At 62.4% G+C, this 26,168-nt stretch carries 28 protein-coding genes; 16 read left to right on the top strand and 12 right to left on the bottom strand.

All coding sequences use genetic code 11. The features are described 5' to 3' along the window. The first annotated feature begins 48 nt into the window (after positions 1 to 48). The 13 genes from PHAMO_RS07205 (at position 49) to leuB (ending at position 12,168) form a co-directional block, all read left to right on the top strand. Positions 49 to 552 (top strand): hypothetical protein, encoded by a 504-nt coding sequence (locus PHAMO_RS07205; protein WP_002727872.1) that lies wholly within the window; start codon positions 49 to 51, stop codon positions 550 to 552. 14 nt (positions 553 to 566) lie between these two features. After that, entirely contained in the window at positions 567 to 1,283 is a 717-nt protein-coding gene (locus PHAMO_RS07200) for a DJ-1/PfpI family protein (protein WP_002727871.1), read from the top strand. 102 nt (positions 1,284 to 1,385) lie between these two features. Continuing rightward, a complete protein-coding gene (thiS, locus tag PHAMO_RS07195) occupies positions 1,386 to 2,375 on the top strand; it encodes a sulfur carrier protein ThiS (protein ID WP_002727868.1) in 990 nt (329 codons plus the stop codon). 84 nt (positions 2,376 to 2,459) lie between these two features. Then, positions 2,460 to 3,863: a threonine synthase gene (gene thrC / locus PHAMO_RS07190; protein WP_002727866.1), complete on the top strand. Its 1,404-nt coding sequence runs from the start codon at positions 2,460 to 2,462 to the stop codon at positions 3,861 to 3,863. Continuing rightward, the gene (locus PHAMO_RS07185) at positions 3,860 to 5,125 is read left to right on the top strand and encodes a M16 family metallopeptidase (protein ID WP_002727864.1); all 1,266 of its coding nucleotides are present in this window, start codon (positions 3,860 to 3,862) and stop codon (positions 5,123 to 5,125) included. The genes thrC and PHAMO_RS07185 overlap by 4 nt, the downstream gene beginning before the upstream one ends. A 225-nt stretch (positions 5,126 to 5,350) precedes the next feature. Beyond that, positions 5,351 to 6,715 (top strand): signal recognition particle protein, encoded by a 1,365-nt coding sequence (gene ffh, locus PHAMO_RS07180; protein ID WP_002727862.1) that lies wholly within the window; start codon positions 5,351 to 5,353, stop codon positions 6,713 to 6,715. 43 nt (positions 6,716 to 6,758) lie between these two features. After that, positions 6,759 to 7,118 carry a 30S ribosomal protein S16 gene (rpsP, locus tag PHAMO_RS07175; RefSeq protein WP_002727859.1) on the top strand — a complete coding sequence of 120 codons (360 nt, stop codon included), beginning with the start codon at positions 6,759 to 6,761 and terminating at the stop codon, positions 7,116 to 7,118. 9 nt (positions 7,119 to 7,127) lie between these two features. Beyond that, positions 7,128 to 7,667: a ribosome maturation factor RimM gene (rimM, locus tag PHAMO_RS07170; RefSeq protein WP_002727857.1), complete on the top strand. Its 540-nt coding sequence runs from the start codon at positions 7,128 to 7,130 to the stop codon at positions 7,665 to 7,667. Continuing rightward, positions 7,618 to 8,373, top strand: coding sequence for a tRNA (guanosine(37)-N1)-methyltransferase TrmD (gene trmD, locus PHAMO_RS07165; protein WP_051002390.1), 756 nt, complete (start codon positions 7,618 to 7,620; stop codon positions 8,371 to 8,373). Before rimM ends, trmD begins: the two co-directional genes overlap by 50 nt. A gap of 6 nt (positions 8,374 to 8,379) precedes the next feature. After that, positions 8,380 to 8,808, top strand: coding sequence for a 50S ribosomal protein L19 (rplS, locus tag PHAMO_RS07160; RefSeq protein WP_081504484.1), 429 nt, complete (start codon positions 8,380 to 8,382; stop codon positions 8,806 to 8,808). A gap of 153 nt (positions 8,809 to 8,961) precedes the next feature. Then, positions 8,962 to 10,365 (top strand): 3-isopropylmalate dehydratase large subunit, encoded by a 1,404-nt coding sequence (leuC, locus tag PHAMO_RS07155; protein WP_002727851.1) that lies wholly within the window; start codon positions 8,962 to 8,964, stop codon positions 10,363 to 10,365. 4 nt (positions 10,366 to 10,369) lie between these two features. After that, positions 10,370 to 10,975 (top strand): 3-isopropylmalate dehydratase small subunit, encoded by a 606-nt coding sequence (gene leuD / locus PHAMO_RS07150; protein ID WP_002727849.1) that lies wholly within the window; start codon positions 10,370 to 10,372, stop codon positions 10,973 to 10,975. 86 nt (positions 10,976 to 11,061) lie between these two features. Beyond that, positions 11,062 to 12,168, top strand: a complete 1,107-nt coding sequence (leuB, locus tag PHAMO_RS07145) for a 3-isopropylmalate dehydrogenase (protein WP_002727847.1) — start codon at positions 11,062 to 11,064, stop codon at positions 12,166 to 12,168. Positions 12,169 to 12,256: 88 nt separating this feature from the next. Here leuB and PHAMO_RS07140 read toward each other — a convergent pair whose 3' ends face one another. Further along, positions 12,257 to 12,703 (bottom strand): type II toxin-antitoxin system RatA family toxin, encoded by a 447-nt coding sequence (locus tag PHAMO_RS07140; protein WP_002727845.1) that lies wholly within the window; start codon positions 12,701 to 12,703, stop codon positions 12,257 to 12,259. A 281-nt stretch (positions 12,704 to 12,984) separates the two neighbouring features. Here PHAMO_RS07140 and PHAMO_RS07135 point away from each other — a divergent pair, with 281 nt between their 5' ends. Genes PHAMO_RS07135 through PHAMO_RS07125 form a run of 3 tightly spaced genes read left to right on the top strand, consistent with a single transcriptional unit; the run spans position 12,985 to position 15,660 of the window. Beyond that, complete coding sequence (locus tag PHAMO_RS07135; protein ID WP_002727843.1) at positions 12,985 to 14,229, top strand: peptidoglycan DD-metalloendopeptidase family protein; 1,245 nt, start codon at positions 12,985 to 12,987, stop codon at positions 14,227 to 14,229. A 31-nt stretch (positions 14,230 to 14,260) separates the two neighbouring features. Then, positions 14,261 to 15,196: a lipoyl synthase gene (gene lipA, locus PHAMO_RS07130; protein ID WP_002727841.1), complete on the top strand. Its 936-nt coding sequence runs from the start codon at positions 14,261 to 14,263 to the stop codon at positions 15,194 to 15,196. A gap of 8 nt (positions 15,197 to 15,204) precedes the next feature. Beyond that, a complete protein-coding gene (locus PHAMO_RS07125; RefSeq protein WP_002727840.1) occupies positions 15,205 to 15,660 on the top strand; it encodes a type II toxin-antitoxin system RatA family toxin in 456 nt (151 codons plus the stop codon). Positions 15,661 to 15,704: 44 nt separating this feature from the next. Here the strand turns inward: PHAMO_RS07125 and PHAMO_RS07120 are convergent, their stop codons facing one another. The 11 genes from PHAMO_RS07120 to PHAMO_RS07070 all read right to left on the bottom strand — a co-directional run bounded on the left by PHAMO_RS07120 (position 15,705) and on the right by PHAMO_RS07070 (position 26,111). Continuing rightward, positions 15,705 to 16,409 (bottom strand): Crp/Fnr family transcriptional regulator, encoded by a 705-nt coding sequence (locus tag PHAMO_RS07120; RefSeq protein WP_002727839.1) that lies wholly within the window; start codon positions 16,407 to 16,409, stop codon positions 15,705 to 15,707. Positions 16,410 to 16,514: 105 nt separating this feature from the next. Beyond that, positions 16,515 to 17,972 (bottom strand): methyl-accepting chemotaxis protein, encoded by a 1,458-nt coding sequence (locus tag PHAMO_RS07115; RefSeq protein ID WP_002727838.1) that lies wholly within the window; start codon positions 17,970 to 17,972, stop codon positions 16,515 to 16,517. A gap of 209 nt (positions 17,973 to 18,181) precedes the next feature. Continuing rightward, positions 18,182 to 18,826 (bottom strand): protein-L-isoaspartate(D-aspartate) O-methyltransferase, encoded by a 645-nt coding sequence (locus PHAMO_RS07110; protein WP_002727837.1) that lies wholly within the window; start codon positions 18,824 to 18,826, stop codon positions 18,182 to 18,184. Next, a complete protein-coding gene (surE, locus tag PHAMO_RS07105; protein WP_002727836.1) occupies positions 18,823 to 19,605 on the bottom strand; it encodes a 5'/3'-nucleotidase SurE in 783 nt (260 codons plus the stop codon). Before surE ends, PHAMO_RS07110 begins: the two co-directional genes overlap by 4 nt. After that, on the bottom strand, positions 19,605 to 20,870 hold the full coding sequence (gene serS, locus PHAMO_RS07100; RefSeq protein ID WP_002727835.1) for a serine--tRNA ligase: 1,266 nt from the start codon (positions 20,868 to 20,870) through the stop codon (positions 19,605 to 19,607). The genes surE and serS overlap by 1 nt, the downstream gene beginning before the upstream one ends. Before the next feature lie 108 nt (positions 20,871 to 20,978). After that, complete coding sequence (gene tatC / locus PHAMO_RS07095) at positions 20,979 to 21,800, bottom strand: twin-arginine translocase subunit TatC (protein ID WP_040566383.1); 822 nt, start codon at positions 21,798 to 21,800, stop codon at positions 20,979 to 20,981. A gap of 16 nt (positions 21,801 to 21,816) precedes the next feature. After that, entirely contained in the window at positions 21,817 to 22,194 is a 378-nt protein-coding gene (gene tatB, locus PHAMO_RS07090; RefSeq protein WP_002727833.1) for a Sec-independent protein translocase protein TatB, read from the bottom strand. Positions 22,195 to 22,222: 28 nt separating this feature from the next. Beyond that, entirely contained in the window at positions 22,223 to 22,492 is a 270-nt protein-coding gene (locus PHAMO_RS07085; RefSeq protein WP_002727832.1) for a twin-arginine translocase TatA/TatE family subunit, read from the bottom strand. A gap of 116 nt (positions 22,493 to 22,608) precedes the next feature. After that, positions 22,609 to 23,319 carry an ATP12 family chaperone protein gene (locus tag PHAMO_RS07080; RefSeq protein ID WP_002727830.1) on the bottom strand — a complete coding sequence of 237 codons (711 nt, stop codon included), beginning with the start codon at positions 23,317 to 23,319 and terminating at the stop codon, positions 22,609 to 22,611. Positions 23,320 to 23,337: 18 nt separating this feature from the next. Continuing rightward, entirely contained in the window at positions 23,338 to 25,437 is a 2,100-nt protein-coding gene (locus tag PHAMO_RS07075; protein WP_002727828.1) for an AsmA family protein, read from the bottom strand. Then, positions 25,416 to 26,111, bottom strand: coding sequence for an HAD family hydrolase (locus tag PHAMO_RS07070; RefSeq protein ID WP_002727826.1), 696 nt, complete (start codon positions 26,109 to 26,111; stop codon positions 25,416 to 25,418). The genes PHAMO_RS07075 and PHAMO_RS07070 overlap by 22 nt, the downstream gene beginning before the upstream one ends. Positions 26,112 to 26,168: the final 57 nt, after the last annotated feature.

Genomic DNA, 26,168 nt, shown 5'->3' with positions numbered 1-26,168 from the left:
TTGGGCGGATACTCGACCCATCCAGCGGATGAGCGCAATGGAGAGGCAATGAGGCTCGGCAAGGATTTCGATGCGGCTATCGCCCGAGAGTTGAGGGCGGCTGGCGTCGATGACTATAAAGTTGAGAGGGGCGGTAAGCATCCCCGGCTGGTATTCGGTCACGCCGGGCGGCAATTCAGCTACACTTTGCCCGGTTCGCCATCGGACCATCGAGCGCTTTTGAATATGGTGCACGATTTGCGCGGGCTGCTTGGGCTGAATCTTCCCCGCCCGCCGGTGCCGCTGCCGCCCGATCCGCCGCTTGATCTGGGGCTGATCGCCATCGCCCGCCAACGGGTTGAAGCTAATCCGCCGTCTCTGCCGACCGAGAAGGATCTGCGGCTGTACGAATTGCTGGATAGCGTGTTCGAGGAGGTCGCGTCCCTGGCCCGTCGCGCCCAGGCGGCCGATCCCGCCGCCTGGACCCATACCCATCTTGAGCGGTTAGAGCGTCTGGTGGCGCTGGGACTCGCTGAATCCGATGTCGCTGGACGCTATCGTCGGCTTTCGTAAACAGGAGGAACTGGATGGACGCCCAAGACAACGTTCCGGCTCCGCTGGTGGCCGGTTTCATGCTGTTTCCCGACCAGACCCATCTTGATCTCGCCGGTCCGTGGGAGGTGCTGACCCGCCTGCCCAATTGCCTCTGCCTGCTGATCGCCGCCAGCCCGATGCCGGTCGAATCCTCCGGGTGCGGCCTGACCCTGTTTCCCACCGCCACGTATGACGCCTGTCCGCCCCTCGACCTGCTGTGCGTTCCTGGTGGACCGGGCCATCTGGCCGCAATGGAGGACGAGGCGCTGCTCGGCTTCCTGCGCCGCCGCGCCCCGGAATGTCGTTATGTCACATCGGTCTGCACCGGGGCGTTGGTACTGGCGGCGGCGGGGCTTCTAACCGGCTATCGCGCCACCACGCACTGGCTGTCGCTGGAACGGCTGACCCGTTTCGGCGTCGATGCCGTTGCTGATCAGCGAGTGGTGCATGACCGCGACCGCGTTACCGGCAGCGGAGTTACCGCCGGGATCGACTTCGCCCTTTCCCTGACGGCGCTGTTGCGTGGCGAGGATGTGGCGCGGCGGATTTCGCTTCAACTGGAATATCATCCCGAACCGCCGTTCGGCGGAGGGCATCCGTCGGTGGCCGATCCGGCTTTGGTCGCCAAAATTCGCGATCAATCCGCTCCCTATCTCGCCTCGATGTCCGAAATCGATGCTCGCGTCGCCGACCGTCTTCGTCAGGGATGAACGCGGCCCTGGTGTCGGCGACCGGCTTTCGGCGGGTTGAAAGCCGACGCGGGCCGTTCCATACTACTTCCTTGTCTTCATTGCCTGCTATCGGGTCCCCCCATGAAACTGACCATCAACGGCGAGCCGCGTGAGCTTTCCGGTCCGGCCACTGTCACCGATATCCTGTCTCAGCTCGGCATCGATCCCCGCAAGGTCGCGGTCGAGCGTAATCTCGAAATCGTGCCGAAATCGGCCTATGGCGAAACTGCGCTGGCCGAGGGTGATCGGGTCGAGATCGTCGCCTTCATCGGCGGCGGCAACCACACGGCGGTGGAGCCGGACGATTCGTTTTTGGTTGCCGGGCGACGCTTTACCTCGCGGCTTTTGGTCGGCACCGGCAAGTACAAGGATTTCGAGGAGACTGCGCGGGCGATCGACGCCAGTGGTGCCGAAATTGTCACCGTGGCGGTGCGGCGGGTTAACCTGACCGACCCGACCAAGCCGATGCTGGTCGATTACGTCAGCCCGGAGCGATACACGTTTCTGCCGAATACCGCGGGCTGTTATACCGCCGACGAAGCAGTGCGGACGCTGCGTCTGGCCCGTGAGGCCGGAGGCTGGAACCTCGTCAAGCTTGAGGTGCTGGGTGACCAGACCACGCTTTACCCCAACATGCCGGAAACGTTGAAGGCAGCCGAGGCCCTGGTCAAGGACGGGTTCGAGGTGATGGTCTACTGTTCCGACGATCCGATCCAGGCGCGGATGCTGGCCGATCTCGGCTGCGTTGCGATCATGCCGCTGGGCTCGCTGATCGGCTCGGGTCTGGGGATTCTCAATCCCACCACCCTGCGGATCATCAAGGACAGCGTGTCGGTTCCGGTCCTGGTCGATGCCGGAGTCGGTGCCGCCTCGGACGCGGCGGTGGCGATGGAACTCGGTTGTGATGGCGTGCTGCTCAATACGGCGATCGCCCATGCTCAGGACCCGATACGGATGGCTCGGGCGATGAAGCTGGCGGTTGAGGCCGGACGGTTGTCTTTCCTGGCCGGACGGATGCCGAAAAAGAGCTATGCCGCTCCGTCCTCGCCGACCACCGGCCTGATCGGCTGATCCCGTCTGCGCCCTCCTCGTGACACTGCCGAAAAACTTGGCTAGTGTACCGCCCCTTACGATGCCTCCCCGGAGAGCTGCCCCTTGGACTATGTGAGTACGCGCGGTTCCGCGCCTGTTCTTGGTTTCGACGACGTGTTGCTGGCGGGTCTGGCTCGCGATGGTGGATTATATCTGCCGCGCGAATGGCCGCATTTCTCGCCAGCAGAGATTCGCGCGATGCGGGGCCTGTCTTACCCCGAACTGGCGGCTCGGGTGATGCGCCCGTTTATGGCCGGCAGCGTCGCCGAGCCTGAACTGTCCCGCTTATGCGCTGAATCTTATGCCGGATTTACGCATCCGGCGGTGGCGCCGTTGCGCCAGATCGGGGCGGATCAGTGGGTGTTAGAGCTGTTTCACGGCCCAACGCTCGCTTTCAAGGACTATGCCCTGCAACTGGTCGGGCGCTTGTTCGACCATGTGCTGACTCACCGGGGCGAACGGGTGACCATCGTCGGCGCCACGTCGGGCGATACCGGCTCTGCCGCGATCGAATCCTGCCGTGATCGTTCCGCCGTCGATATCCTGATCCTTCATCCCAAGGGGCGGGTGTCCGAGGTGCAACGCCGCCAGATGACGACGGTGCTGTCCAGCAACGTCAGCAATCTGGCGGTCGAGGGGACTTTCGACGATTGCCAGGATCTGGTGAAGTCCCTGTTCGCCGATTCCGCTTTCCGTGACGAAGTGCGCCTGTCGGCGGTCAATTCGATCAACTGGGCGCGGGTGATGGCCCAGATCGTCTATTATTTCTCGGCGGCATTGTCTCTGGGCGCTCCCGATCGTCCAGTCGGCTTCTCGGTTCCTACCGGCAATTTCGGCAATATCTTCGCGGGCTATTGTGCCCGGTTGATGGGGCTGCCGATCCAGCGGTTGGTGGTCGGCTCGAACACCAACGATATCCTGACCCGCTTTTTTGAAAGCGGGGTGATGCAGAGTGGCGTGGTCGTTCCCACCTTGTCCCCTAGCATGGATATTCAGGTTTCCAGTAATTTCGAGCGGCTGATGTCGCTGGTTCTCAACGGCGACGGCGCGCTGGTCACCGATTTGATGACCGGCTTCCGCCAGACCGGCACGATGGCCCTGCCTCAAGGGGCGTGGGAATCGATGCGGCCCCTGTTTTCAGCCTATCGCTTCGACGATGCGGAGACGCTGGCGACGATGCGGTGGCTCAAACGCGAGACCGGGGAAACGCTCGATCCACATTCCGCGATCGGAATTGCCGCCGGGTTCCGGGCGGTGCTTGAACCGGGCTTGCCGATGGTCGCGCTGGCGACCGCGCATCCCGCCAAGTTCCCCGACGCGGTGGAACAAGCCACCGGGACCCGTCCTGGTTTGCCGCCGCATCTGGCCAATCTGTTCGAGCGGCCGGAGCGGATGGAGACTGTCGCCAACGATGCCGGGGCCGTGAAGGACGCGGTGCGGACTTTTGTCGGTCGGGGCAGAGCATGAGCGCCGAAATTCGCGAGACCCTTCTGCCGTCTGGGCTGCGGGTCGTGACCGATCCGATGGATACGGTCGAGACGGTATCACTCGGGGTCTGGGTCGAAGCCGGAACCCGTCACGAACCGGCGGCGGTCAACGGTGTGTCGCATCTGCTCGAACACATGGCCTTTAAGGGCACGGAGCGCCGTACCGCGCTCGACATCGCCGAGGAGATGGACGCGGTTGGCGGCCATCTCAACGCCTATACCGCCCGCGACCATACCGCTTATTATGCCAAGGTGCTGAAAGAAGATGCCGGGCTGGCGCTCGACATCATCGCCGATATCCTCCAGCACTCGACTCTCGATCCCGAGGAACTGGCCCGCGAGCAGGCGGTGGTGGTGCAGGAGATCAATCAGGCGATCGACACGCCCGATGATATTATCTTCGATCACTTCCAGGCCACCGCCTATCCCGATCAGTCTCTTGGCCGCGCCGTTCTCGGTACCGAGGCTGTGGTCCGTGGGATGAGCCGCGAGACGGTTCTGGGCTACATGCGCGATCATTACTCGGCTCCGGCGATGGTGCTGTCTGCCTCGGGCCGAATCGACCACGACAAGCTGGTCGCGGCAGCCGACCGCGCCTTCAGCGCCTTGCCCGCGCCGCGCACGGCAACGACCGAAGCGGCACGCTATCGCGGCGGTGATTACCGCGAGGAACGTGACCTGGAGCAGGTTCATGTCGTCGTCGGGTTCGATGGCGTCACCTATGAAGACCCCGACTATTACACCTCGTCCGTCCTATCGACATTGCTCGGCGGCGGGATGTCGAGCCGCCTGTTTCAGGAGGTTCGGGAAAAGCGTGGTCTGGTCTATTCGATCTATTCGTTCGCGTCGTCCTACGATGATGGCGGATTGTTCGGGGTCTATGCCGGGACTGGCGAGGACGAGGTTGCCGAGCTGATTCCGGTGATGTGCGACGAAATCGTCAAGGTCGGGTCGGGCGTGCGCGATATCGAGGTTCAGCGCGCCCGTGCCCAGCTCAAGGCGTCGATTCTGATGAGTCTCGAAAGCACCTCGTCACGCTGCGAACAGTTGGCGCGTCAGGTCGCGGTCTATGGCCGTCCGGTGACGGTGGCCGAGGTGGTCGAGCGGATTGAGGCTGTAACGCCGGAGGATTGTGCCCGCGTGGCCCGTCGTCTGTTCTCGGGCGTTCCTACTGTTGCCGCGATCGGTCCGCTGGCACGGGTCGAGTCCTATGACAGCATCGCCGCCCGGCTGAAAGGGTAGGGGAGGGGCTTCGGCTCCCCCCTAAATCGCGGCACGCTGTTCTCGCCGGTCATTCGGTTTTGCTCTGTAATTCGCTTGACGACGGGGGAGCGGCGGGATACAAGCGCCTCTCTTCGGTTCGCTGAAGACCACCGCCCCTAAGGGGGTCCGTCGGCCCGCGAGTTTCGCGCACCGGCGTGCAATATTTTTTGGGGTCGCGGGTTTGGTGTCCAAAGTGGGGGTCACATGTTCGAAAGCCTGAGCTCGAAACTGGGCGGTGTGTTCGAACGCCTGACGGGGCGGGGCACGCTGACCGAGGCCGACGTCACCGAGGCGCTGCGCGAAGTTCGCGTTGCTCTGCTCGAAGCCGATGTCGCCCTGCCGGTGGTTAAGGAATTCATCGGTCGGGTCAAGGCCCGTGCCGTCGGCACCGATGTTATTAAGTCGGTTAGTCCTGGGCAGATGGTCGTCAAGATCGTTCATGATGAACTGATCGACACCCTGGGGACCAAAGGCGTTGAGTTGAACCTCAGCGCCGCCGCGCCGGTGGTGATTCTGATGGTCGGCCTTCAGGGGTCGGGCAAGACCACCACCTCGGCGAAGCTGGCGGTGCGGCTGAAGAAGGACCGGAAGAAGGTTCTGCTCGCCTCGCTCGACGTTTATCGTCCCGCCGCGCAGCGTCAGTTGGAGATTCTGGCCGGTCAGGCCGAGGTCGGTTCGCTGCCGATCGTGATGGGCGAGATGCCGGTGGCGATCACCCGCCGCGCCCTCGATGTCGGCCGTAAGGAAGGCTACGATGTCGTCATCCTCGACACCGCTGGCCGCCTGCACATCGATCAGGAGCTGATGGCTGAGGTCGCCGAGGTGCGCGACGTCGCCCAGCCGACCGAAACCCTGCTGGTCTCCGATGCGATGACGGGTCAGGACGCGGTGACCCTGGCGCGCGAATTCAACGAAAAGGTCGGCGTGACCGGTATCGTGCTGACCCGTATCGACGGCGATGCCCGAGGTGGTGCCGCTCTGTCGATGCGCGCCGTCACGGGCCGCCCGATCAAATTCCTTGGCGCTGGCGAAAAGCTGGACGCGCTCGAAGTGTTCCATCCCGACCGCATCGCCGGTCGTATCCTCGGCATGGGCGACATCGTCAGCCTGGTCGAGAAGGCGATGGAGACCATCGAGAAGGAAGAGGCCGAGCGTCTCGCCAAGCGTATCGAAAAAGGAAAATTCGACCTGGACGACATGCGCAAGCAATTCGGTCAGGTGCGGAAGATGGGCGATCTGAAAGGCGTGATCGGTATGTTGCCGGGTGTCGGCAAGATGGCCGCCGCGATGAAAGACGCCAGTGTGGACGAGAAGCTGTTGGCACGTCAGGAAGCGATCATCCTGTCGATGACGATGGCCGAACGCCGCAATCCCGACCTGATCAAGGCTTCGCGCAAAAAGCGTATCGCCGCAGGCTCCGGTGTCGACGTGCAGGAAGTCAATCGGCTGCTCAAGCAGTACATGATGATGTCCGACGTAATGAAAAAAGTATCCAAGCTGGGTCAAAAAGGGCTGAAGCGCCACGGCATTGCCGGGCTTCTGCCCCCCGGTGCGAGAATGGGGCGGTGATCTCCGCCCGTATTATTGGTTCGAACGAGAGGAAGACCCAAGGATGGCTCTGAAGATTCGCCTTTCCCGCGGCGGCGCCAAGAAGCGCCCGTTCTACAAGATCGTGGTCGCCGACGCGCGTTCGCCCCGCGATGGCCGCTTCATCGAGAAGGTGGGCACCTACAACCCGATGCTGCCGAACGAGAACGGCCAGCGTCTGATCCTGGACCAGGAGCGGGTGAAGCATTGGCTGTCGGTCGGCGCCCAGCCCACCGATCGTCTGGTTCGTTTCTTTGCCGACCTTGGCCTGATCGCTAAGGCCGAACGCGCCGAGCAGACCAAGCAGCCGCAGCCGAAGGCCAAGGCGCAGCAGCGCGCCAAGGATCAGGCCGAGCGTGCCGCCGCTGCCGCGTCCGCCGAGTAATCCGTGCCGATGTCGTCCCGTGTCTGCGTCGGAATTGTGGTAGGCGCACAGGGGGTGCGGGGTGCCGTCCGCGTCAAAAGCTTCACCGAGGATCCGGTCGATATCGGCCGGTACTCCCCGGTGGAGGACGAAGGCGGCAGCCGCAAGTTGCGGATGGTGGTGGTTGGAGAAGCCAAGGGCGTGGTCATTGCCACTCTTGATGGAATCTCTGATCGTAATGCCGCCGAGGCTTTGCGCGGTACCCGGCTGTATGTCGATCGCGACCGCCTGCCCGGTACGGATGAGGACGAGTTCCTCTATTCCGACCTGATCGGGATGGTGGCCGAGGCTCCAGACGGAACCCGTCTGGGGACAATCGCGTCGGTCGGTGATTTTGGTGCTGGCGACGTGCTGGAAATCACGCTCGCGGATGGGGGGGCGATGATGGTTCCCTTCTCTCGGGCTGATGTTCCTGTGGTCGATGTCGCGGGTAGACGACTGGTGGTGGTGCCGCCGGTCTATGCCATCGACGAGAACGAGGATAAAGAAGCCAGTGGACGCCGAGACTAAGCGGCCCTGGCGGGCAACAATGCTGTCGATCTTCCCCGAAATGTTTCCGGGGCCGCTGGGGATGTCCCTGGCCGGTCGCGGGCTGGAGGAGGGGATCTGGGCGTTGGATGCCGTCGATATTCGGGGGTTTGCCACCGATCGTCATCGGTCGGTTGACGACACCCCGTTCGGCGGCGGTGCCGGCATGGTGATGCGTCCCGATGTGCTCGATGCCGCTATTCGCGGCGCGGGCGGCACGGGACCACTGATCTATATGTCCCCGCGTGGCCGACGGCTCGACCAGCCTTTGGTGCACGAGCTGGCGGCNGGGCCGGGGGTCAGAGTGTTGTGCGGGCGCTTCGAGGGCGTCGACCAGCGGGTGCTGGAGGCTCACGGGGCGCTGGAAATCAGCGCGGGAGATTTCGTCCTGTCGGGCGGAGAACTGGCGGCGCTGGTGATGTTGGACGCGGTGGTGCGGTTGTTGCCCGGAATCGTGGGTGCGGCCGAATCGCTGGCGGAAGAGAGCTTCGAGTGGGGATTGCTGGAATATCCCCATTATACCCGCCCCCAGATTTGGGACGGGCGGGCGGTGCCGGAGGTTTTGCTGTCCGGTCACCACGAGAAGATTCGCGTCTGGCGGCGGCGTCAGGCGGAGGAGATAACCCGGCGGCGCCGGCCCGATCTGTGGGATCGGTATGTTGCCGCCATTGACGTGAGCGAGGGTTGAGCCATGGTGAACATCATTGAGCAGCTCGAAAAGGAGCAGATCGAGAAGCTGACCGCCGAACGCGGCGTCCCCAGCTTCGCGCCCGGCGACACGCTGAAGGTGAACGTGAAGGTCATCGAAGGCAATCGCGAGCGTGTCCAGGCCTATGAAGGCGTGTGCATCGCCCGCAAGAACGACGGGATCAATTCCTCCTTCATCGTGCGGAAGATTTCTTACGGCGAAGGCGTCGAGCGTATCTTCCCGCTCTACTCCCCGAACATTGCTTCGATCGAAGTGGTGCGTCGTGGCGACGTGCGGCGTGCCAAGCTGTACTATTTGCGTGATCGTCGCGGCAAGTCCGCCCGTATCGCCGAACAGACCACCGGTCATTCCGGCAAGGTGGCCGCCGCCGAACGTGCCGATGCCGCCGCCGCCAAGGCGAAGGCGAAGGAATAAACTTGACCTGATCGGGCCCTCGTCCGTCCCGTCCGCCTCTTTTCTTTGGAGAAGATGCGGACGGGGTCGGGATGCCCGATGGTCGGGTGCGGCCTCGTTGCCCGGAGGTCCCGGACGCGATGTCGAGGCCGTGCCGTATTTCAGGAAATCGATATGGCCAAGCCTCGCACGCTGTTCGACAAAATCTGGGACGCCCATCTGGTGGACGTCCAGGATGATGGTACCTGTCTGATCTATATCGACCGTCATCTGGTCCACGAAGTCACCTCTCCGCAGGCTTTCGAAGGGCTGGAACTGGCGGGTCGTCGCGTTCGGCATCCCGCCCAGACGTTGGCGGTGGCCGACCATAACGTGCCGACCACCGATCGCTCGCGCGGGATTGAAAACCCCGAGAGCCGCCTCCAGGTCGAAACCCTGGCCGCCAATGCCGCCCGCTTCGGCATCGACTATTACCCGATGGACGATATTCGTCAGGGTGTGGTCCACATCGTCGGGCCGGAACAGGGCTTTACCCTGCCGGGCACCACGATTGTCTGCGGCGATTCCCACACGTCCACTCACGGCGCATTCGGCTCGCTGGCGTTCGGCATCGGCACCTCGGAAGTCGAGCATGTGCTGGCTACCCAGACCCTGGTGCAGAAGCCCGCCAAGAACATGCGGATCACGGTGAAGGGCAAGGCTCCCGCTGGTGTGACCGCTAAGGACATCGTGCTGGCGATCGTCGGCCGCATCGGTACCGCTGGCGGTACCGGCTATGTGATCGAATATGCTGGCGAGGCGATCACCGACCTGTCGATGGAAGGGCGGATGACCGTCTGCAACATGACGATCGAGGCGGGCGCACGCGCCGGTCTGATCGCTGCGGACGAAAAAACCTTCGCCTACGTCGCGGGCAAGCCGCGCGCTCCCAAGGGCGCCGCGTTCGAAGCCGCCGTGGCCTACTGGAAGACCCTGCACACCGATGAGGGCGCGCAGTTCGATGCCGAGATCGAGATCGACGCTTCGACTCTGGTGCCTCAGGTGACGTGGGGGACCAGCCCCGAGGACGTGATTCCGATCACCGGCACTGTGCCGAACCCGGCCGAGATCGCCGATGAGGGCAAGCGCAAGGCGGTTGAACGCTCGATCGCTTACATGGGCCTGACCGCCGGGATGAAGGCTACCGACATTCCGATCGACGTGGTGTTCATCGGCTCTTGCACCAATGGCCGCATCGAGGATTTCCGCGCTGCCGCCGAGGTGTTCAAGGGCCGCACGGTTGCCCAGGGTGTCCAGGTTCTGGTCGTGCCCGGCTCGGGTCTGGTCAAGGAACAGGCGGAAGCCGAAGGCCTCGACAAGATTTTCCTGGAGGCCGGTGCGGAATGGCGTGAACCTGGCTGTTCGATGTGTCTGGCGATGAATGCCGACCAGTTGAAGCCGGGCCAGCGCTCTGCCTCGACCTCCAACCGTAATTTCGAGGGGCGCCAGGGACGTGGCGGCCGCACCCATCTCGTTTCTCCGGCGATGGCGGCGGCAGCGGCGATCACCGGCAGGCTGACGGACGTGAGAGGGCTCTAACGCCATGGACAAATTCACTGTTCTTACCGGCGTCGCGGCGCCGTTGCCGATGATCAATGTCGATACCGACATGATCATCCCCAAGCAGTTTCTGAAGACGATCAAGCGGACGGGTCTTGGCAAGAACCTGTTCGACGAGATGCGCTATACCCCGGACGGCAAGGAAGTTGCCGATTTCGTGTTGAACAAGGCAGCGTATCGCTCGGCCTCGATCTTGGTTTCGGGTGCTAATTTCGGCTGTGGATCGTCGCGCGAACACGCGCCATGGGCGATTTTGGATTTCGGCATCCGCTGCGTCATTGCCCCCAGCTTCGCCGACATTTTCTATAACAACTGCTTCAAGAACGGCATTCTGCCGATCAAGTTGCCGCAGGAACAAGTTGACAAGCTGATGGACGACGCCAACCGCGGTGCCAATGCGGTGGTGACTGTCGATCTGAATAAGCAGGTCATTACTGGTCCCGATGGTGGTTCTATCCACTTTGACATAGATCCGTTCCGCAAGCACTGTTTGCTGAACGGACTCGATGACATCGGATTGACGTTGCAGCGCGATGCCCATATCGCTTCGTTCGAAGAGAAGCGGCGGCAATCTTATCCGTGGCTGTAAGCAATCCTGCAATTTCATGACAGAGGTTGACGCCACCCCACGAAGGGGCTAGGCAGCAATCTTACGGTATAATTTGGGAGTCTAGCATGGCCGCCAAGAAACTTCTGATCCTTCCCGGCGACGGTATCGGCGTTGAAGTGATGGCGCAGGTGCGTCGTATTATCGACTGGCTGGGCAAGCGTCGGAAGATTGAGTTCGATCTGTCCGAAGGGTTGATCGGCGGGGCCTCCTACGATGTCCACGGAACCCCGTTGTCGGATGGCACCTTGGCCGAGGCGCTGGCCGCCGACGCGGTTCTACTCGGCGCGGTCGGTGGGCCGAAGTGGGACAATCTGCCGTTCCAGTTCAAGCCCGAGCGCGGTCTGCTCAAGATCCGTAAGGAAATGGGCCTGTTCGCCAATCTGCGCCCGGCGACCGTGTTTGACGCCCTGGCTGAGGCCTCGACGCTGAAGGCCGAGGTCGTGTCTGGCCTTGACATCATGATCTTGCGCGAATTGACCGGCGGTCTGTATTTCGGCGAGCCGCGCGGGATCGAGACCCTGCCCGATGGTTCGCGCAAGGGCGTCAATACTCTGGTCTACACCACCGAGGAAGTTCGTCGTATTGGCCGTATCGCCTTCGAACTGGCCCGCAAGCGCAACAAGCGGGTCTGTTCGGTCGATAAGGCCAATGTTCTGGAATGTACCGTTCTGTGGCGTGAAGAAATGATCAAGCTACAGCAGGAAGAATTCCAGGACGTCGAGCTGTCGCATATGTATGTCGATAATGCGGCGATGCAGCTAGTTCGTAACCCCAAGCAGTTCGATGTGATGGTCACCGAAAACATGTTCGGCGATATCCTGTCGGATTGTGCGGCAATGCTGACCGGATCTCTGGGGATGCTGCCGTCGGCTTCGCTCGGTGCCCCCGACGCGACCGGCCGTCGCCGTGCTCTGTACGAGCCGGTGCATGGGTCCGCTCCGGATATCGCCGGGAAAGACATGGCCAATCCGTTGGCCACCATCCTGTCCTTCGCGATGTGTCTGCGCTACTCCTTCGATCTGGCCGAAGAGGCGGACATGATCGAAGCCGCGGTGAAAGCCGTGCTGAAGGGTGGCCTGCGTACCGGCGATATCATGCAAGTCGGCAAGGCCAAGGTCTCGACCACGGTGATGGGCGAGGCGGTGGTTCGCGAACTCGACAAGATGATCTGATCGCTCTTTCGCGACCAGAATCTATCTTATGAAGAAAGAGAGCGGGGCAAGCCCCGCTCTTTTTTGTCAAAACGGCTTGGATTTTCGTCTATCCCCCCGAGACCACGCTGACCTGATGGCGAAAGCCCGACAGGACGCGGCGTTCGAATTCAGGCAGCGACAGCCGCGCCAGTGATTGCAGCAGCGATGAACGCAGCGCGACGTGATAGGCTGCGTTGACCCGGCAGCCGCCGCCGGGCAGTGGGGTAAAGCTCCAGATCAGGCGGAACAGGGTAAACGGTGCCTGACGTGAGGTAATCTCAAGCCGATGCGGGGGATCGAACACGGCTCTGGTCTGGAAGTGAGCCTGGATAGGCCCGGCTCCAAAGGCGTTATCGACGTCGAGCACATTGCCGTGGCGATGGCGGATGCGGGCGGTGCGGCAGAACGGCAAGAAGCGCGGATACGATTCGATATCGACCGCGATGTTGAATAGCTGCTCACACGAGTGAGTGGGGAAATCGAGACTCCATTGTCCGGCGAGGGGGGGCGTCATTGTGGGTCGGTCGGCTTGGTGACGGGAAAATATGCCGAGTTACTCTCGGATGAAGGAATAGGCCGTAAGGTACGATTCCCTTTATCCTCCTTCTTACGGATTTCGGCCCCGGTATAAAAAACCGTTCGTTCCCAAATCCGTCTCTTTTGCATGCCCACCACCTTTAGCGACGTTAAGTTGATTTTATGCGGTAACGTCTCCCCTGTCATCCGTTGCCGCAGAGGGTGCCCTTTAAGCAGCGGCGATTGCCCCGGTCGGTCGGGCGCGTTTATAGTGGCGGCATGAACGGTTTCCCTGCCCATTTCCCCGTGCGGCTGGTCGTGCTTGTGGCCCTGGCCGGGCTGGTGGCTGCGTGCGAGCCAAGTTGGAACGCCCGCGCTCCGGTGACGAAGGGGCCGTCTGGCTCCGCTCAATCTCAGCGACCGCTTTCAGTGACGGTTGTGGCTGGGGATACTGTCTATTCGATTGCGCGCCGCTATAACCTGTCGGTACGCGATCTGCTCGACGCGAACCGGCTTGAACCGCCTTATCAGCTGAATCCAGGGCAAGTGCTGCGCCTGCCCGGCGGCGGCACGGATTACGTGGTGCAGAAGGGGGATACCCTACTGGGACTGGCTCGCCGCTTTAAGGTTGATTTCAACAGTCTGGCGGCAACCAACAACAAGACGCCGCCTTATGTCGTGCGGGTTGGCGAACATTTGACCCTGCCCGGCGGCGATCGTGGCGGTGACCCTTCGCCGTCCGTTTCGACGGCCTCCACGTCTCCGCAGGCTCCGGCCCAGCAGGTCCAGACTCAGTCGTCCCAGGTTGTGCCCACGTCTTCGCCGCCACCGTCGCCGTCATCGTCGCCGGGGCGGCTGGTGATCGCTTCGCCGCATGCCGAGGGCGGCTCTCCGGCGGTTTTGCCGCCACCACCACGTGATACCCTGGCCAATGTCCCCTCTTCGTCTTCGGCGGGGGGGGCGTCAGCGCCATCGTCATCGTCATCGTCCGCTCAAGTGCCGCTTCAGCCGCCGCTTTCGGCTCCTACTCCGGCCTCAACACCAACTCCAGCCCAGACTGCCGCCGTTGCGCCGGTGGAGGCTACTCCACCCGCCCGATCTTCGGGGGCGTTTCTATGGCCTGTGAAGGGAGAGGTGGTTGCCGAATTCGGCCCGCTGCCGGGCAAGGGCCAACATAATGACGGCATCAATATTGCCGTTCCTCGTGGCACCCAGGTCAAAGCGGCAGAGAACGGAGTGGTGGTCTATGTCGGGAATGAGTTGAAAGGCTTTGGGAATCTTTTGCTCATCAAGCATGCGGATGGTTGGATGACCGCCTACGCTCATACCGAGCAGATGAAGGTTCGCCGTGGCGACAGAGTGCGGCGGGGTCAGATAATTGCAACCGTGGGCAGTTCTGGTAACGCGGCACAGCCGCAATTGCATTTCGAGATTCGGCGCGGCACCGAGGCGGTCAATCCGCTCGAACATCTACAGGATAGGGTGTCTGCGATACAGGGGCTGTGGATGAACTCTTTCTCTTGACCTTCGGCCGGTCAAGGATGATATCGAGAGAATGAGCAGCCCTCTTCTTCCTCGTCATCCCGAGAAGGTCCATCGACCGGATCGTCCCAGCCCCCCGAAGCCGGCCTGGATACGCGTTCGCGCCCCCGTTTCGACCCAGGCGGTCGATGTCGCCCGGTTGATGCGGGAGAACCGGCTGCACACCGTGTGCGAGGAAGCCGCCTGCCCGAATGTGGGCGAATGCTGGGGCCGTCATCACGCCGCCTTCCTGATTCTGGGCGATATCTGCACCCGTGCCTGCGCCTTTTGTAACGTCCGTACTGGCCGTCCCGGCGCGGTCGATGCCGACGAGCCCGAGCGGTTGGCCGCTTCGGTGGTAGCGATGGGATTGCGCCATGTCGTTGTCACCTCGGTCGATCGTGACGATCTGCCTGACGGTGGGGCCGGTCATTTCGTTGCTTGCATCGAGCGGATTCGTGCCGCCAGTCCCGACTGCACCATCGAGGTTCTGACTCCCGACTTTCGTGATAAAGGCGACGCGGTTGAACGAGTCGCCGCCGCTGGACCCGACGTCTTCAACCATAATCTGGAGACGGTGCCGCGCTTGTATCCCTCGATTCGTCCCGGTGCCCGCTATTTCATTTCGCTTCGGCTGTTGCAGCGCGCCGTGGAAGCTTCCCCCGGTATCGTCACCAAATCCGGTTTGATGGTCGGCTTGGGCGAAACGCGCGAGGAAGTCCTTCAGGTTATGGATGATCTGCGCGCAGCCGGAGTTGCCGCGCTGACGATCGGACAGTATCTTCAGCCGACGCCGAAACATGCGCCGATCGAGCGCTATGTCACCCCAGAGGAGTTCGACGATTACGCTGCCCAGGCTCGGGCCAAGGGCTTTGCGATGGTGGCCTCGACGCCGCTGACCCGTTCTTCCCATCATGCCGACCGTGACTTCGAGGTCCTGCGCGCTCTGCGCGGGCAGGCCGCATCCTAGAGGACTTCATGCCCACTCATGCCGAAAAGCGTATTCTGCCATACGCCCCCGAAAAGCTGTATGCGATGGTCGCCGATGTCGAGCGCTATCCAGATTTTCTACCGTGGTGTGTGGCGTCACGCATCCGTCGGCGCGACGGCGATGTATTTTTCGCCGATCTGGTGATCGGTTTTAAGATGGTACGCGAGCGTTTTACCTCGAAAGTCACCTTGGACCCAAATCGCCGGGTCGATGTCACTTATACCGAAGGCCCGTTCCACTATCTGAACAATCATTGGGTGTTCAACCCGATGCCCGACGGCACCACCGAAATCGATTTTTATGTCGATTTCGAGTTCCGCTCGAAGCTGCTCCAAACCCTGATCGGCGCGTTGTTCAACGAAGCGGTGCGGCTGATGGTTTCAGCGTTCGAACGTCGTGCCCGTCAGCTTTACGGTTCAGATCCCGCGCCGCGCCCGCTCTGATCAGAGGATTTGTCTTCCCTCGGTTCCGGCCGAAGCCGCCCGGCCTATGACGAAGGCTGGGCGAGGTTTCCCAGTGCGTCGAGGCAGTTCAGGGTGATCTGGCTCCGTCCCAGGGTGACCATTTCGGCCTGTTCCCATTTCGACAGAACCTTGTTAACGCTCTCGCGACTGATGCCAAGATGATCGGCGAGTTCCTGTTGCGATAGGCGGATTGTCGGGGCGGCCTCGGGAACCTCGCGGCTCGACAGCGTGCCCGCCAGTACCAGCAGGTGTTTGGCCAGACGACCCGGCAGCGACAGGAACACCACGTCTTCGAGCAGGTCGTCGGCCCGGCGCAGCCGCTCGCACAAAACACGGAGAAGGTGAAGCGCCAGGGCAGGGTGGCGGTCGAGAAAATCGATCACGTCGCGCCGGTCGAGCGTCAGAAGCTCGCTGGGCTCCAGTGCGGTAGCATCGGCGGAGCGGCGTCCTCCGTCCAAGACCGCGATTTCACCGAACAATTCTCCCGCCTTGATCAGTCCGTAGGTGACCTCGCGTCCCTCGGGGGACAGCGTGCTGATGCGGATCACGCCTGCAATAACTAAGTAGAGCCTGTCGCCGGGATCGCCCTTGCTGAATAATTGTTCGCGTGCGGAGACGCGGATTGTTCTGGCCTTGGCCGCTAGTTCGTCAAGTAGGGAGGCTGGTACCGCCGAAAACAGTGGGGTCAGAGACAGCATCTCGCGGCGGCGAATAACGGATTCATTCATGAGGCGGGCAACTCTCTCCGAGGGCTGGGCGGTCGGGGGGCTGGCGGTCAAATCTGGAACCGTGCCCCAAGGACTCCCAAGGCTGGATGCGGAACGCACCAAGCTTTAGCCCATATGGCGCAGCCGGTCGAGATACTGGTCGACCTCTGTGCGCATGATCGACGCTTTGATCGACAGAGCGTCGGCCGAGCGGTTCAGCTCACCGGCGGCAGAGCTGGAAACGGTCAGGGCTTCGATCGCGCTGTTGACCGAGGCGGTGACCGATTTGGCTCCCGAAGCGGCTTCGCCGACGTGATTGGCGATAATCGCGGTGGCGCTGGTCTGAGCTTCAACCGCATCGCGAACCTCGGTCGCGACAACATTGATACCGGCGACCGAGGTGACGGTGCTGGTGATGGTGTTGACCGCATCGTTGGTGGCGCGGATCGCCTCATCGACCGAGGTGGCGATCTCCTTGGTGGCGCGGCGGGTCTGTTCAGACAGTTTCTTGATTTCATCGGCGACGACGGCGAAGCCGCGTCCGGCCTCTCCGGCCCGTGCCGATTCAATGGTGGCGTTCAGAGCCAGCATCCGGGTCTGACGGGCGATCCCTTCGATGGTCTGGCCGATCCGACCGATCCGGCCGGCGACTTCCAGCAGATGACGCATCGCCGCATCGGTGGCCTGGGCGGTCTGAGCGGCTTGTTCCGCCGCGTTCGAGGTGCGGACCACATTGTCGCGGATGTTGCTGATCGATTGGGCAAGCTGAGACGTGTTGCTGGAGATGTTGTCTACGCTGTAGGCGGCTTCCTCGGCGGCGGCGGCCATATTGACCGTCTCGAAGTCCATGTGTGACAACCGACTGAGCATTTCGTCGGAGTGGCTTTTCAGCGAAAGAGCCATGGCACCGACTTCCTCGACCACCTGCTTGATCGAGCGTTCAAAGTTACCGGCCAAATCCTGGACCATCTTGGCGCGGTTTTGGGTCTCGGCGGCGAAATAATCGTGGGTAACCACCGAGACATCCAGCATCACCACCCGCATGACGATACCGGCGAGCGGAATCGACCCTCGCTTGGTCCTGGCAATCTGCTCCAGTGCCCGCGAGGCTCCGGCGCTGGCCATCGCCTGATACCAGTTTGCCCCCAAATCCATATAGGCCAGCATGAACCCCAGTTGCTGGGCGGTGGCGTTGTAATCGGCGGTGAACTCGCCGCGATAGAGGTGACACCAATGTTCTTCTAACACGCCCGCAAGGGTGGTGCGGGCATCGCCGGTCAGCTTGTCGCCAAAGGGAGGGAAGCGGCTGACCCAGGTCAGACTGTCACCAACCAGCGCTCCCATCGCCTCGACCACCGGGGCGGAGGCGGTACGCAAGGTTTGGCTGTCTTCATCCTCGACGGCGAACAAAGCCTTGGTTTGGGCGACTCGTTCGCGCACGCTGAGCGCAGCCGGAATGCCGGCGACGGCGGTGGGTTTGTCGTCAATATCGAAAAACAGGTCGCTGTTCCCTCCGCTACCCTGTGGCGTAGGGGGAGCGGGGGAGGCCGGTGCGTCGTCGAACAGTTCGAAATCGTCACTCATTCACTGACCGTGACTTTTGAAGTGGGCGTCTGACTGGCACAACGATATGGCCCCTATCGTAGGCGGCGGAATTTTCACATTCCAGAGGAACAAAGAGTAACGGCCTCAGGATTAATACGGAAGTGATGAATCGTTCTTTTTTCAATCGCTTGGCTAGGGGGGATTGGACGTTCTACACATAATCATCTACTGAATACCCAAGTCTAAGCCTATTCCTCAGGCAGTCCTTCGACCAGAGGGACGAAACGGACTGCAAGAAAAGGACGGATATCGAGTCCCTCTGGAGTTTTGGCGATCAGCACCAGTTCTTGGTCTATCCCGCCGACATCACCCAAGGGCAGCACCATAAGGCCGTCTGGCTTCAATTGTTCGAGTAGGGCGGGCGGGACATCCGGCGCGGCGGCAGTGACGATGATGCGGTCGAATGGTGCTTGTTCCGGCCAGCCGCGTGAGCCATCGCCCAGGCGGCAGGTAACATTGTGGATGCGAAGGTGACGTAAACGCGCTTCGGCCTCACTCAGCAGAGGGCGATGGCGTTCGACCGAATAGAGTCGTCGGCACAGCGGAGCCAGCACGGCCGCTTGATAGCCCGATCCGGTGCCGATCTCTAATACCTTCATCCGTTCGCCGACCGCCAGAGCCTGGGTCATCAGCCCGACCACCATCGGCTGGCTGACGGTCTGGCCGCGACCGATTGGCAACGCGACGTTCTCGTATGCCTGATCGAGAAAAGGAGGTGCGATGAAGTGGTGGCGCGGCACCCGCCCAATCGCCGCCAGAACCCTCGCATCGCCGACACCATGTCGTCGCAACTCGGCCAACAGGCGATGAACGCGGGATTCGGCCGGACTCATGGGAAGATGGCGGATAAGGCCTGCATGGTAGGGCGATCTGTCAGGTCAAAGCACAGCGGCGTTACCGAAACCGCTCCTCTACACACCGCTTCGATATCCGTGCCGGGGATGCCGCGATCTTCGGCACGCTGGGCGCCGATCCAAACGTAGGGATCGCCACGCGGATCGGCGCGTTCGACGATCGCATCGCCCAACTTACGCTTTCCCTGACCGGTGACCTCGATTCCGCTGACATCGGCGGTGGCAACGTCGGGGAAATTGACGTTCATCAGCACGTTGCGGGGCCAGCCCAGGGATAGCAGCCGTCGGATCACGCCTACCGCCCAATCTTCGGCGGTGTCCCATTTCACTGGCTCGGGCGGTGTGACGAATTGTGACAGCGCAATGGCGGGAACGCCCAGGATTGTCGCTTCCATCGCCGCCGCCACTGTTCCGGAATAGGTGACGTCCTCGCCCAGATTCGAACCGCGATTAATCCCCGACAGCATCAGGTCGGGGCGCTTGTCCTTGATGATATGGTTGATGCCGAGCAGAACCGCGTCGGTGGGGGTGCCATCGACGGCATAATGGCGGGGGGATAACTCGCGCACCCGAAGCGGACGGCGGATCGTCAGCGAGTGCCCGGCGGCACTCTGCTCGTGTTCGGGGGCAACCACCCAAACATCGTCCGACAGAGTACGGGCGATGCGCTCCAGCACCTTGATTCCCGGCGCGGCAATGCCATCGTCGTTGGAGATCAGGATGCGCAGGCCCGATAGGTCGGCGACGGGAGCAAACATTAGCCGATCTGCTCCAGACCGCCCAGATACGGCCGCAACGCCTCGGGCACGGTGATGCTGCCATCGGCCTGCTGGTAGTTCTCCAGCACGGCGATCAGAGTGCGCCCCACCGCCAGCCCCGATCCGTTCAGGGTGTGGACGGGGCGGGTGCCCTTTTCGCCTTCGGGCCGGAAGCGGGCCTTCATCCGTCGTGCCTGGAACTCGCCGCAATTCGAGCAGGACGAGATTTCGCGGTAGCGTTGCTGACCCGGCAGCCACACTTCGATGTCATAGGTCTTGCGGGAGGAAAAGCCGGTGTCGCCTGCGCACAAGACTACGACGCGATAGGGCAGCCCCAGCCGTTGCAGGACCGTTTCCGCACACTTCGTCATCCGCTCGTGCTCTTCGTCCGAGCGGTCGGGATGAACGACAGCGACCATCTCGACCTTGTGGAACTGGTGCTGGCGGATCATACCGCGGGTATCCTTGCCCGCCGACCCGGCTTCGGAGCGGAAGCAGGGGGTCAGTGCGGTCATCCGCAGCGGCAAATCCTTTTCGTCCAGGATCGAATCCGCGACCAGATTGGTCAGCGGCACCTCTGCGGTGGGGATCAGCCAGTGGCCCGTGTTGGTTTTGAACAAATCCTCGCTGAATTTGGGCAGTTGGCCGGTGCCAAAGGCAGCGGCGTCCTTGATCATCAACGGCGGATCGATTTCGGTATAGCCGTGTTCGGTGGTCTGAATGTCAATCATGAACTGGCCGATTGCTCGCTGCAATCGGGCCAGGCTTCCCTTCAACACCACGAAACGGGCACCGGACAGTTTCGCGGCTCCGTCGAAATCCATCCCCAGTTTCTCGCCTAGAACGTCGTGGTCGAGCGGGGTGAAGTCGAAGGCGCGAGGCGTGCCCCAGCGGCGAATCTCGACATTGGCGCTTTCGTCCGGGCCATCGGGAATCGAATCGTCGGGCAGGTTGGGCAACGACGCAAGGGCCGTTTCGATCTCGGCCCCCAATTCCCGCTCTTCGTCTTCAATCGCCGGGATGCGTTCCTTAAGGGCCGCGACCTCGGCCATCAGAGCGTCGCAATCGCCGCCCTGGCGCTTGATCTGGCCGATCTGTTTCGACGCTTCGTTGCGCCGCGCTTGCAAGTCCTGAACGGTGGTCTGAGCCGAGCGACGGCGCGCGTCAAGCTCTAGGATCGCCGCCGATTGGGGCGGCAATCCGCGCCGGGCGAGGCCGGCATCGAACGCTTCGGGATTGTCGCGAATCGACTTCAGATCGTGCATGGAACGGCATCCGGGAAATTCTGTTAAGCCGTTGCTTATAAGCCTGCACAGGACTCTTGTCGAGACACGGCGCGAACATCCCGCCTCCCGCCGGAAAGGGAATTCTCCCTATCCGTTGAAGTCGGTTTCTTCGATCGCGTCTGAGTCCTCAGCGGCTTCTTCAGTCTTGGCGCGCCTCTTTTCCATCGCGCGGGCGGCCAGAATCGATAGTTCGTACAGCAGGACCATCGGGATCGCCAACGAGCATTGGCTCACGACGTCGGGGGGGGTCACAATCGCGGCGAAGACGAAATTTCCAACGATGGCAAAACGGCGCTTTTCCGCCATGCCCTTTGCGGTGATCACCCCAACTCTGGCCAGCAGAGTCAGCAGAACCGGCATCTGGAAGGCCAGTCCGAAGGCGAAGATCAGGGTCATGATCAGCGACAGCGATTCGTTGACCTTGGCTTCAAGCTGGATCGGGAGCGATCCCGGTGTTGCCACTAGCGATTCGAAACTGAGCAGATAGGTGTAAAGACCCGGCAGGACGATGAAATAAACCAGGGCCGCACCAAGTCCGAATAGGATTGGCGTGGCCAGCATGAAAGGCAAAAAGGCGCGCTTCTCGTGCTTGTAGAGGCCAGGGGCGATGAAGGCCCATAATTGACCTGCCCAGATGGGGAAACAGATTGCGGCGGCAGAGAATCCGGCAACCTTCATGAAGGTAAAGAACGCTTCGGTGGGGGCGGTATAGATCAGACGACGGCTGCCCCCCTTGGCCAGCGCCGCAGCCGAATAGGGCTCCAGCAGGAAATCGTAGATCGTACCGGAGAAATAGTAGCAAACCCCGAAGGCAACGATGAAGGCCAGCGCCGACCAGATCAGCCGACGGCGCAACTCGATCAGGTGGTCAAGCAGCGGCATGGTTTTGTCATCGGGGGTATCTGTCACGTCGGGATCGCCCAGGTCAGGGTGCGGGCGGCCGCGAGGGCGGCGCGTCGGCGGGAATCGGCTCGGGCACAGGGGCGGGGGCCGCAGAATGAAGCGTGTCCGGTGGTGGCAAGGTCATCGCCCGAGCCAGCTCGCCATCAGGATCGACCGTTCTGTCGATCTCCTGACGCAGCAAGGATGGGTCGGTCGCCTTGACGATTTGTTGCTTGACCTCTTCCAGTTCGGATTCGCGCACCATGTCATCGAATCCGCGCTGGAAATCGGTGGCCATCAGGCGAGCCTTACGGGTCCAGCGACCGACCTGACGCAGGACCACGGGCAAGTCCTTTGGCCCGATCACGATCAGGCTGACGGCGGCGATCAGCGCCATCTCGTCCCAGCCGATATCGAACATCAGGACTCTCCCGTGCAGTTAAAGGATCTCAGCCCTTGTGGAGCGGATCGTGCTGCGGAGCCGCGTGCGTCGCGGTGGTGGTGGGGGCCGCAGGCTGTGCCTGGACGCTGGCCTGGGGCTGTTGCGGCGCAGGTTGTGGAGCGGCCGCAGCCTCGTCGTCACCGTCCTTCAACCCCTGCTTGAACGCCTTGACCCCTTTGGCCATATCGCCCATCAGCTTGGGAATCTTGTTGGCGCCGAACAGCAGCAGCACGATAACCAGAACGATCAGCCAATGCCCGATGCTCCAGCTTCCCATGACCTATTCTCCTCGACGCGATGAAACGATGGCCCGGCGGCCGGGGCCGGATCATCGCAAAAGACGACGCCTACCGCAATGCCGCCGGCCGATAGAGATGGAAATACCCTGGCGGATCAGGCTTTCAGCAGCGACAGCAGCCGTTCCGCCGCGGCGATGTCGCGTTTAAGGGCGGCCCGGCGGCTGGTGGCCTCGGCGTCCTCTCCCCATTGCTCGATCTGGTAGGTCTCGTCAAGTTGGGACAGGCTCCAGGCGGCTTCGGCATCGATCCGTTCTTCGGCCAGAGCCAGGGCCAGGATCAGCGAGCCGGTGGCGGCGGCGGCAGCCTGGATTGCTGTCAACCGCCACGAATCCTGGGCGTCGAGATGGGTCGCCAGCGCCGCCAGTGCGTGATCCGGCTGTGAGACCGCCAGGACAGAAACGGTCGATGCCAGCGGAGCGGCCAAAGTCTCCGCGGCCCAGTCCAACAACGGCTGCCACTCCCGGCTTTGTCGCATGGCCAGATCGGCCGGGGCTTCGGCGCGGTAGCACAACAGATCGGTTCCGGCATAAGCCATCAGGTAGCCGGTGATCGTCTCCCGCTCGGGTGCAACTCGGTCGAGCGCGGTGCTGGACAATTGGGTCAGTGGCATCGTCGAAGGCAGGATTGTTTCGACCTGGGCGTCCCATTCGGCGGCGACCGCCTCGGCCAGGGGGCGGGCGGGCACCAGCAGGAAGCGCCCGCCGGGCGTCCGTACCGGGCGTCCGTCAAGATGAACAGCGAAGCCGCCCTCGCTCTCTGCGGCGGAGGCGGCTTCGTAAAAGCGGCGAAGGGTGGACAGGCTCACGGGAACGGACCTCTGATGTTAACGCCGCCCCATGACGGCGCGGCAGGGGGCTGGATCGACCGGTGGCCGGGTGGCTGCCGGGCGTTGCGAGAAGGGGCGTAGGGCGGTGTTTTCCCCACCAACCAAGGGAGCGGCCAATCCTCCCCGCAATCGGACGGCACTTCCGCCCCGGACGGCGAAAACGAGATCGAGCATTTCGGTGCGGAGATCGAGAGTCCCGTTGCCCAGAATTGCGGCGCGCGGGGTCTCGACGGCAAGCCCACGTTCGGCGTTCGCCAAGCCGTTCTTTACGCCGATGCGGACCGCGGCACAGCGCAGGTGAATCGGGTCTTCGTCGCCGGTTCCGCCGTCAAGAGCGGTTAACAGACGCGCCGGAACCCCACCGGCAGCGCTCGCCATCAGGCCGGTATCGTTGACTCCAGCCAGGATATGGCCGTCCAGCGTACCGGCCAGCATGCGGGGGCTGACGCCTTGGGCTCGCAGATCAACCATCAACTCGGCGCGGCCGCCATCGAAGGGGAAGCCACTCGTGATCCGTTTTAGATCAAGTCCGCTGCCCGACAGTTTCATCGCAGCGATGGGGGTGTGATCCGAGGCGTCAAGCATGGCTTCGCCGGACAAGGCTCCGTCGCCCAGTTTGGCGGTGAAGCCCTCGATTCTCAGCCGTCCGCCGGTGAGGCGGACTGTCGCAGCGGCCTCTGTGAGCGAGATCGATCCCACCGGGAAGCTGGTCGCGGTGATTCCAAGATCGACATCGATACTGCCGAGACGGTCCAGTGCCAGCGGTTCGTTGGTCAGCAGTCGCTCATCGACGATCGGGATCGCCGGGCGCGACGGTGACGTCTGGACCGTTTCCAGCAGGCGCAACGGATCAAGGCCGAGATCAGACAAGCTGAGGGATGTCGCCGCTATTTTCCCGTTCACGGTCAGTTTGGGCTGGACGGTCAGAGCCAGATCGCCGGTCAGGTCGTTGCCGCCGATGGTCGCTTTTATCCCGGACAGCCGCCAACCACCGGTCGGGCTGTCGGTCAGCTTACCGCCTGCCCGTAGCGCGCCGCCGGTGGCGATGTCCAGTCCGAACAGCCGTCCCGGTCCGGTCAGGCTGTCGGCTTCGGCGGTGAGGGCCAGATCGAGTCCGTGCCCGGTCAGTGGTGACGCAAAAGATCCGCGCGCGCCCAGCAAAAGAGTGTCGTGCTTACCCAGAACGGCGTCGATGTTCTCAAGCGCGGGCGCCTGGACGGAACCGACCAACCGCGCCGCCATTTTGTAGGGGCCGATCGTCGGCGGAGTCTGTCCATCGGCGGTTGTCAGCAAACCGGCGCGGTGCAGCAGGTCGTTCAACTCGTCGCCGCGCGCATCAAGAACGATGTCGAGTCCTTCGCCGGTCAGAGGGTCGGCGATGCTGCCGCGCGCCACGACAACGGTTCCGCTGATCGTTCCCTTCAATTGGACAGGGAAGGGGCGGTGCCTCTTGCGGGTATCGGCCGGTCCGACGATTCCGGTCAGTTCAAAGCCGGTATCGGCCCAATGGCCGCGACCTTCCAACGTCAATCGTCCGCCTTCGATGCTTTCGGGGCGAATTCGACCCTGCGACAACAGGATGCGGGTTTCCGGGGTGGAGGCGTCGGTCACCCACAACAGGGTCGCGTCCTCAAGCTGGACCTCGCCCAGGGCGAAGCTGGTCGCGGGTACGACGTCATCGTGAACCCGGTCGAGTCCGATCCCGGCGGCGGCGGCGATTGCGGCGGTTGCCGCCGGAGCGGTGGCGGGGGTCAGGCGCAAAGTCGGGCGGATCAGCAGCAACCGCTCGGTACGGAACTGGCGGAACAGTAGCGGCAGCAGCCCGACCCGTGCCTCGATGCGGTCAACCTGCAACAACGGTGCCGACGATCCCGGAACCGATAGGCCCAGCCCGGTAATGCTGAGACGGGGAGACAGACCCAGACGCAGCTTGACCGGGCCGTTGAAAACCATGTTCAAGCCGGTGGCGGCCCGGACACGATCGGCCAGAACCGCCTTGTAGCGCTCGGTATTCACCGATTTGGCGGCGGCAATCGCCGCTACCGCCAAAATCAGGGCGGCGGCAAGGACGATCTTTATGATTGTGGCGGGACGCATGACCGTTCTCCGATGACCGAGTCGAGTACTCGGGTCAGGTTTTCAAAACTGTCCAGAACCACTTTGGCTCCGGCTCCGCGTAACTCCTCCAGCGACTGATAGCCCCACGAAACGCCAATAGCGGCGGCGCGAGCGGCGTTGGCCATCGCCATGTCATAAGAGGTGTCGCCGATCATCGCCACATTGGCGATGGCAACGCCGCATTCGTCGGCGGCGCGGTGCAGCATCGACGGGTCGGGCTTGCTGGGATTCTCGTCGGCGGTCTGGATGGTGACGAAACGCCCGTGCAGTCCATGAGTGTCAAGCATCGCCTCGACTCCTCGCCGTGACTTGCCGGTGGCCAGCCCGAGCAGCCAGCCGTCCGTCTCTAACTGATCAAGGGCGGCAAGCGCTCCGGGAAACAGCGGGTCGTCGTGCTCCGGCATCAGGCGAAGGGTGTGAAAGGCGCTTTTATAGGCTTCGGCGACAGCACGGTGAGTCGCTGGTGTTGCCCAGGGCAACAGCATTGCGCAGGCCTCGACCAGCGACAGGCCGATGATTTGCCGCACATGATCGGGCTTTGGGGTGCCGAGATCGAGTCGGCTCCAGGCGATTGTCATCGCCGAGATGATGGTGTGCTGGCTATCGATCAGGGTGCCATCGACATCGAACATGGCAAGGCGCAAATGCGTCATGGTGAATCGCCGTATGTGGGGGTGGGCGGACAATAGCGCAGCGCAGCCCGCGGACCA

Origin of the sequence: Magnetospirillum molischianum DSM 120 (assembly GCF_000294655.1) — a bacterium.
GTDB lineage: Bacteria > Pseudomonadota > Alphaproteobacteria > Rhodospirillales > Magnetospirillaceae > Phaeospirillum > Phaeospirillum molischianum.
Note: the sequence above shows the minus strand (reverse complement) of the source record. Positions and strands in the feature narration are given on the sequence as shown.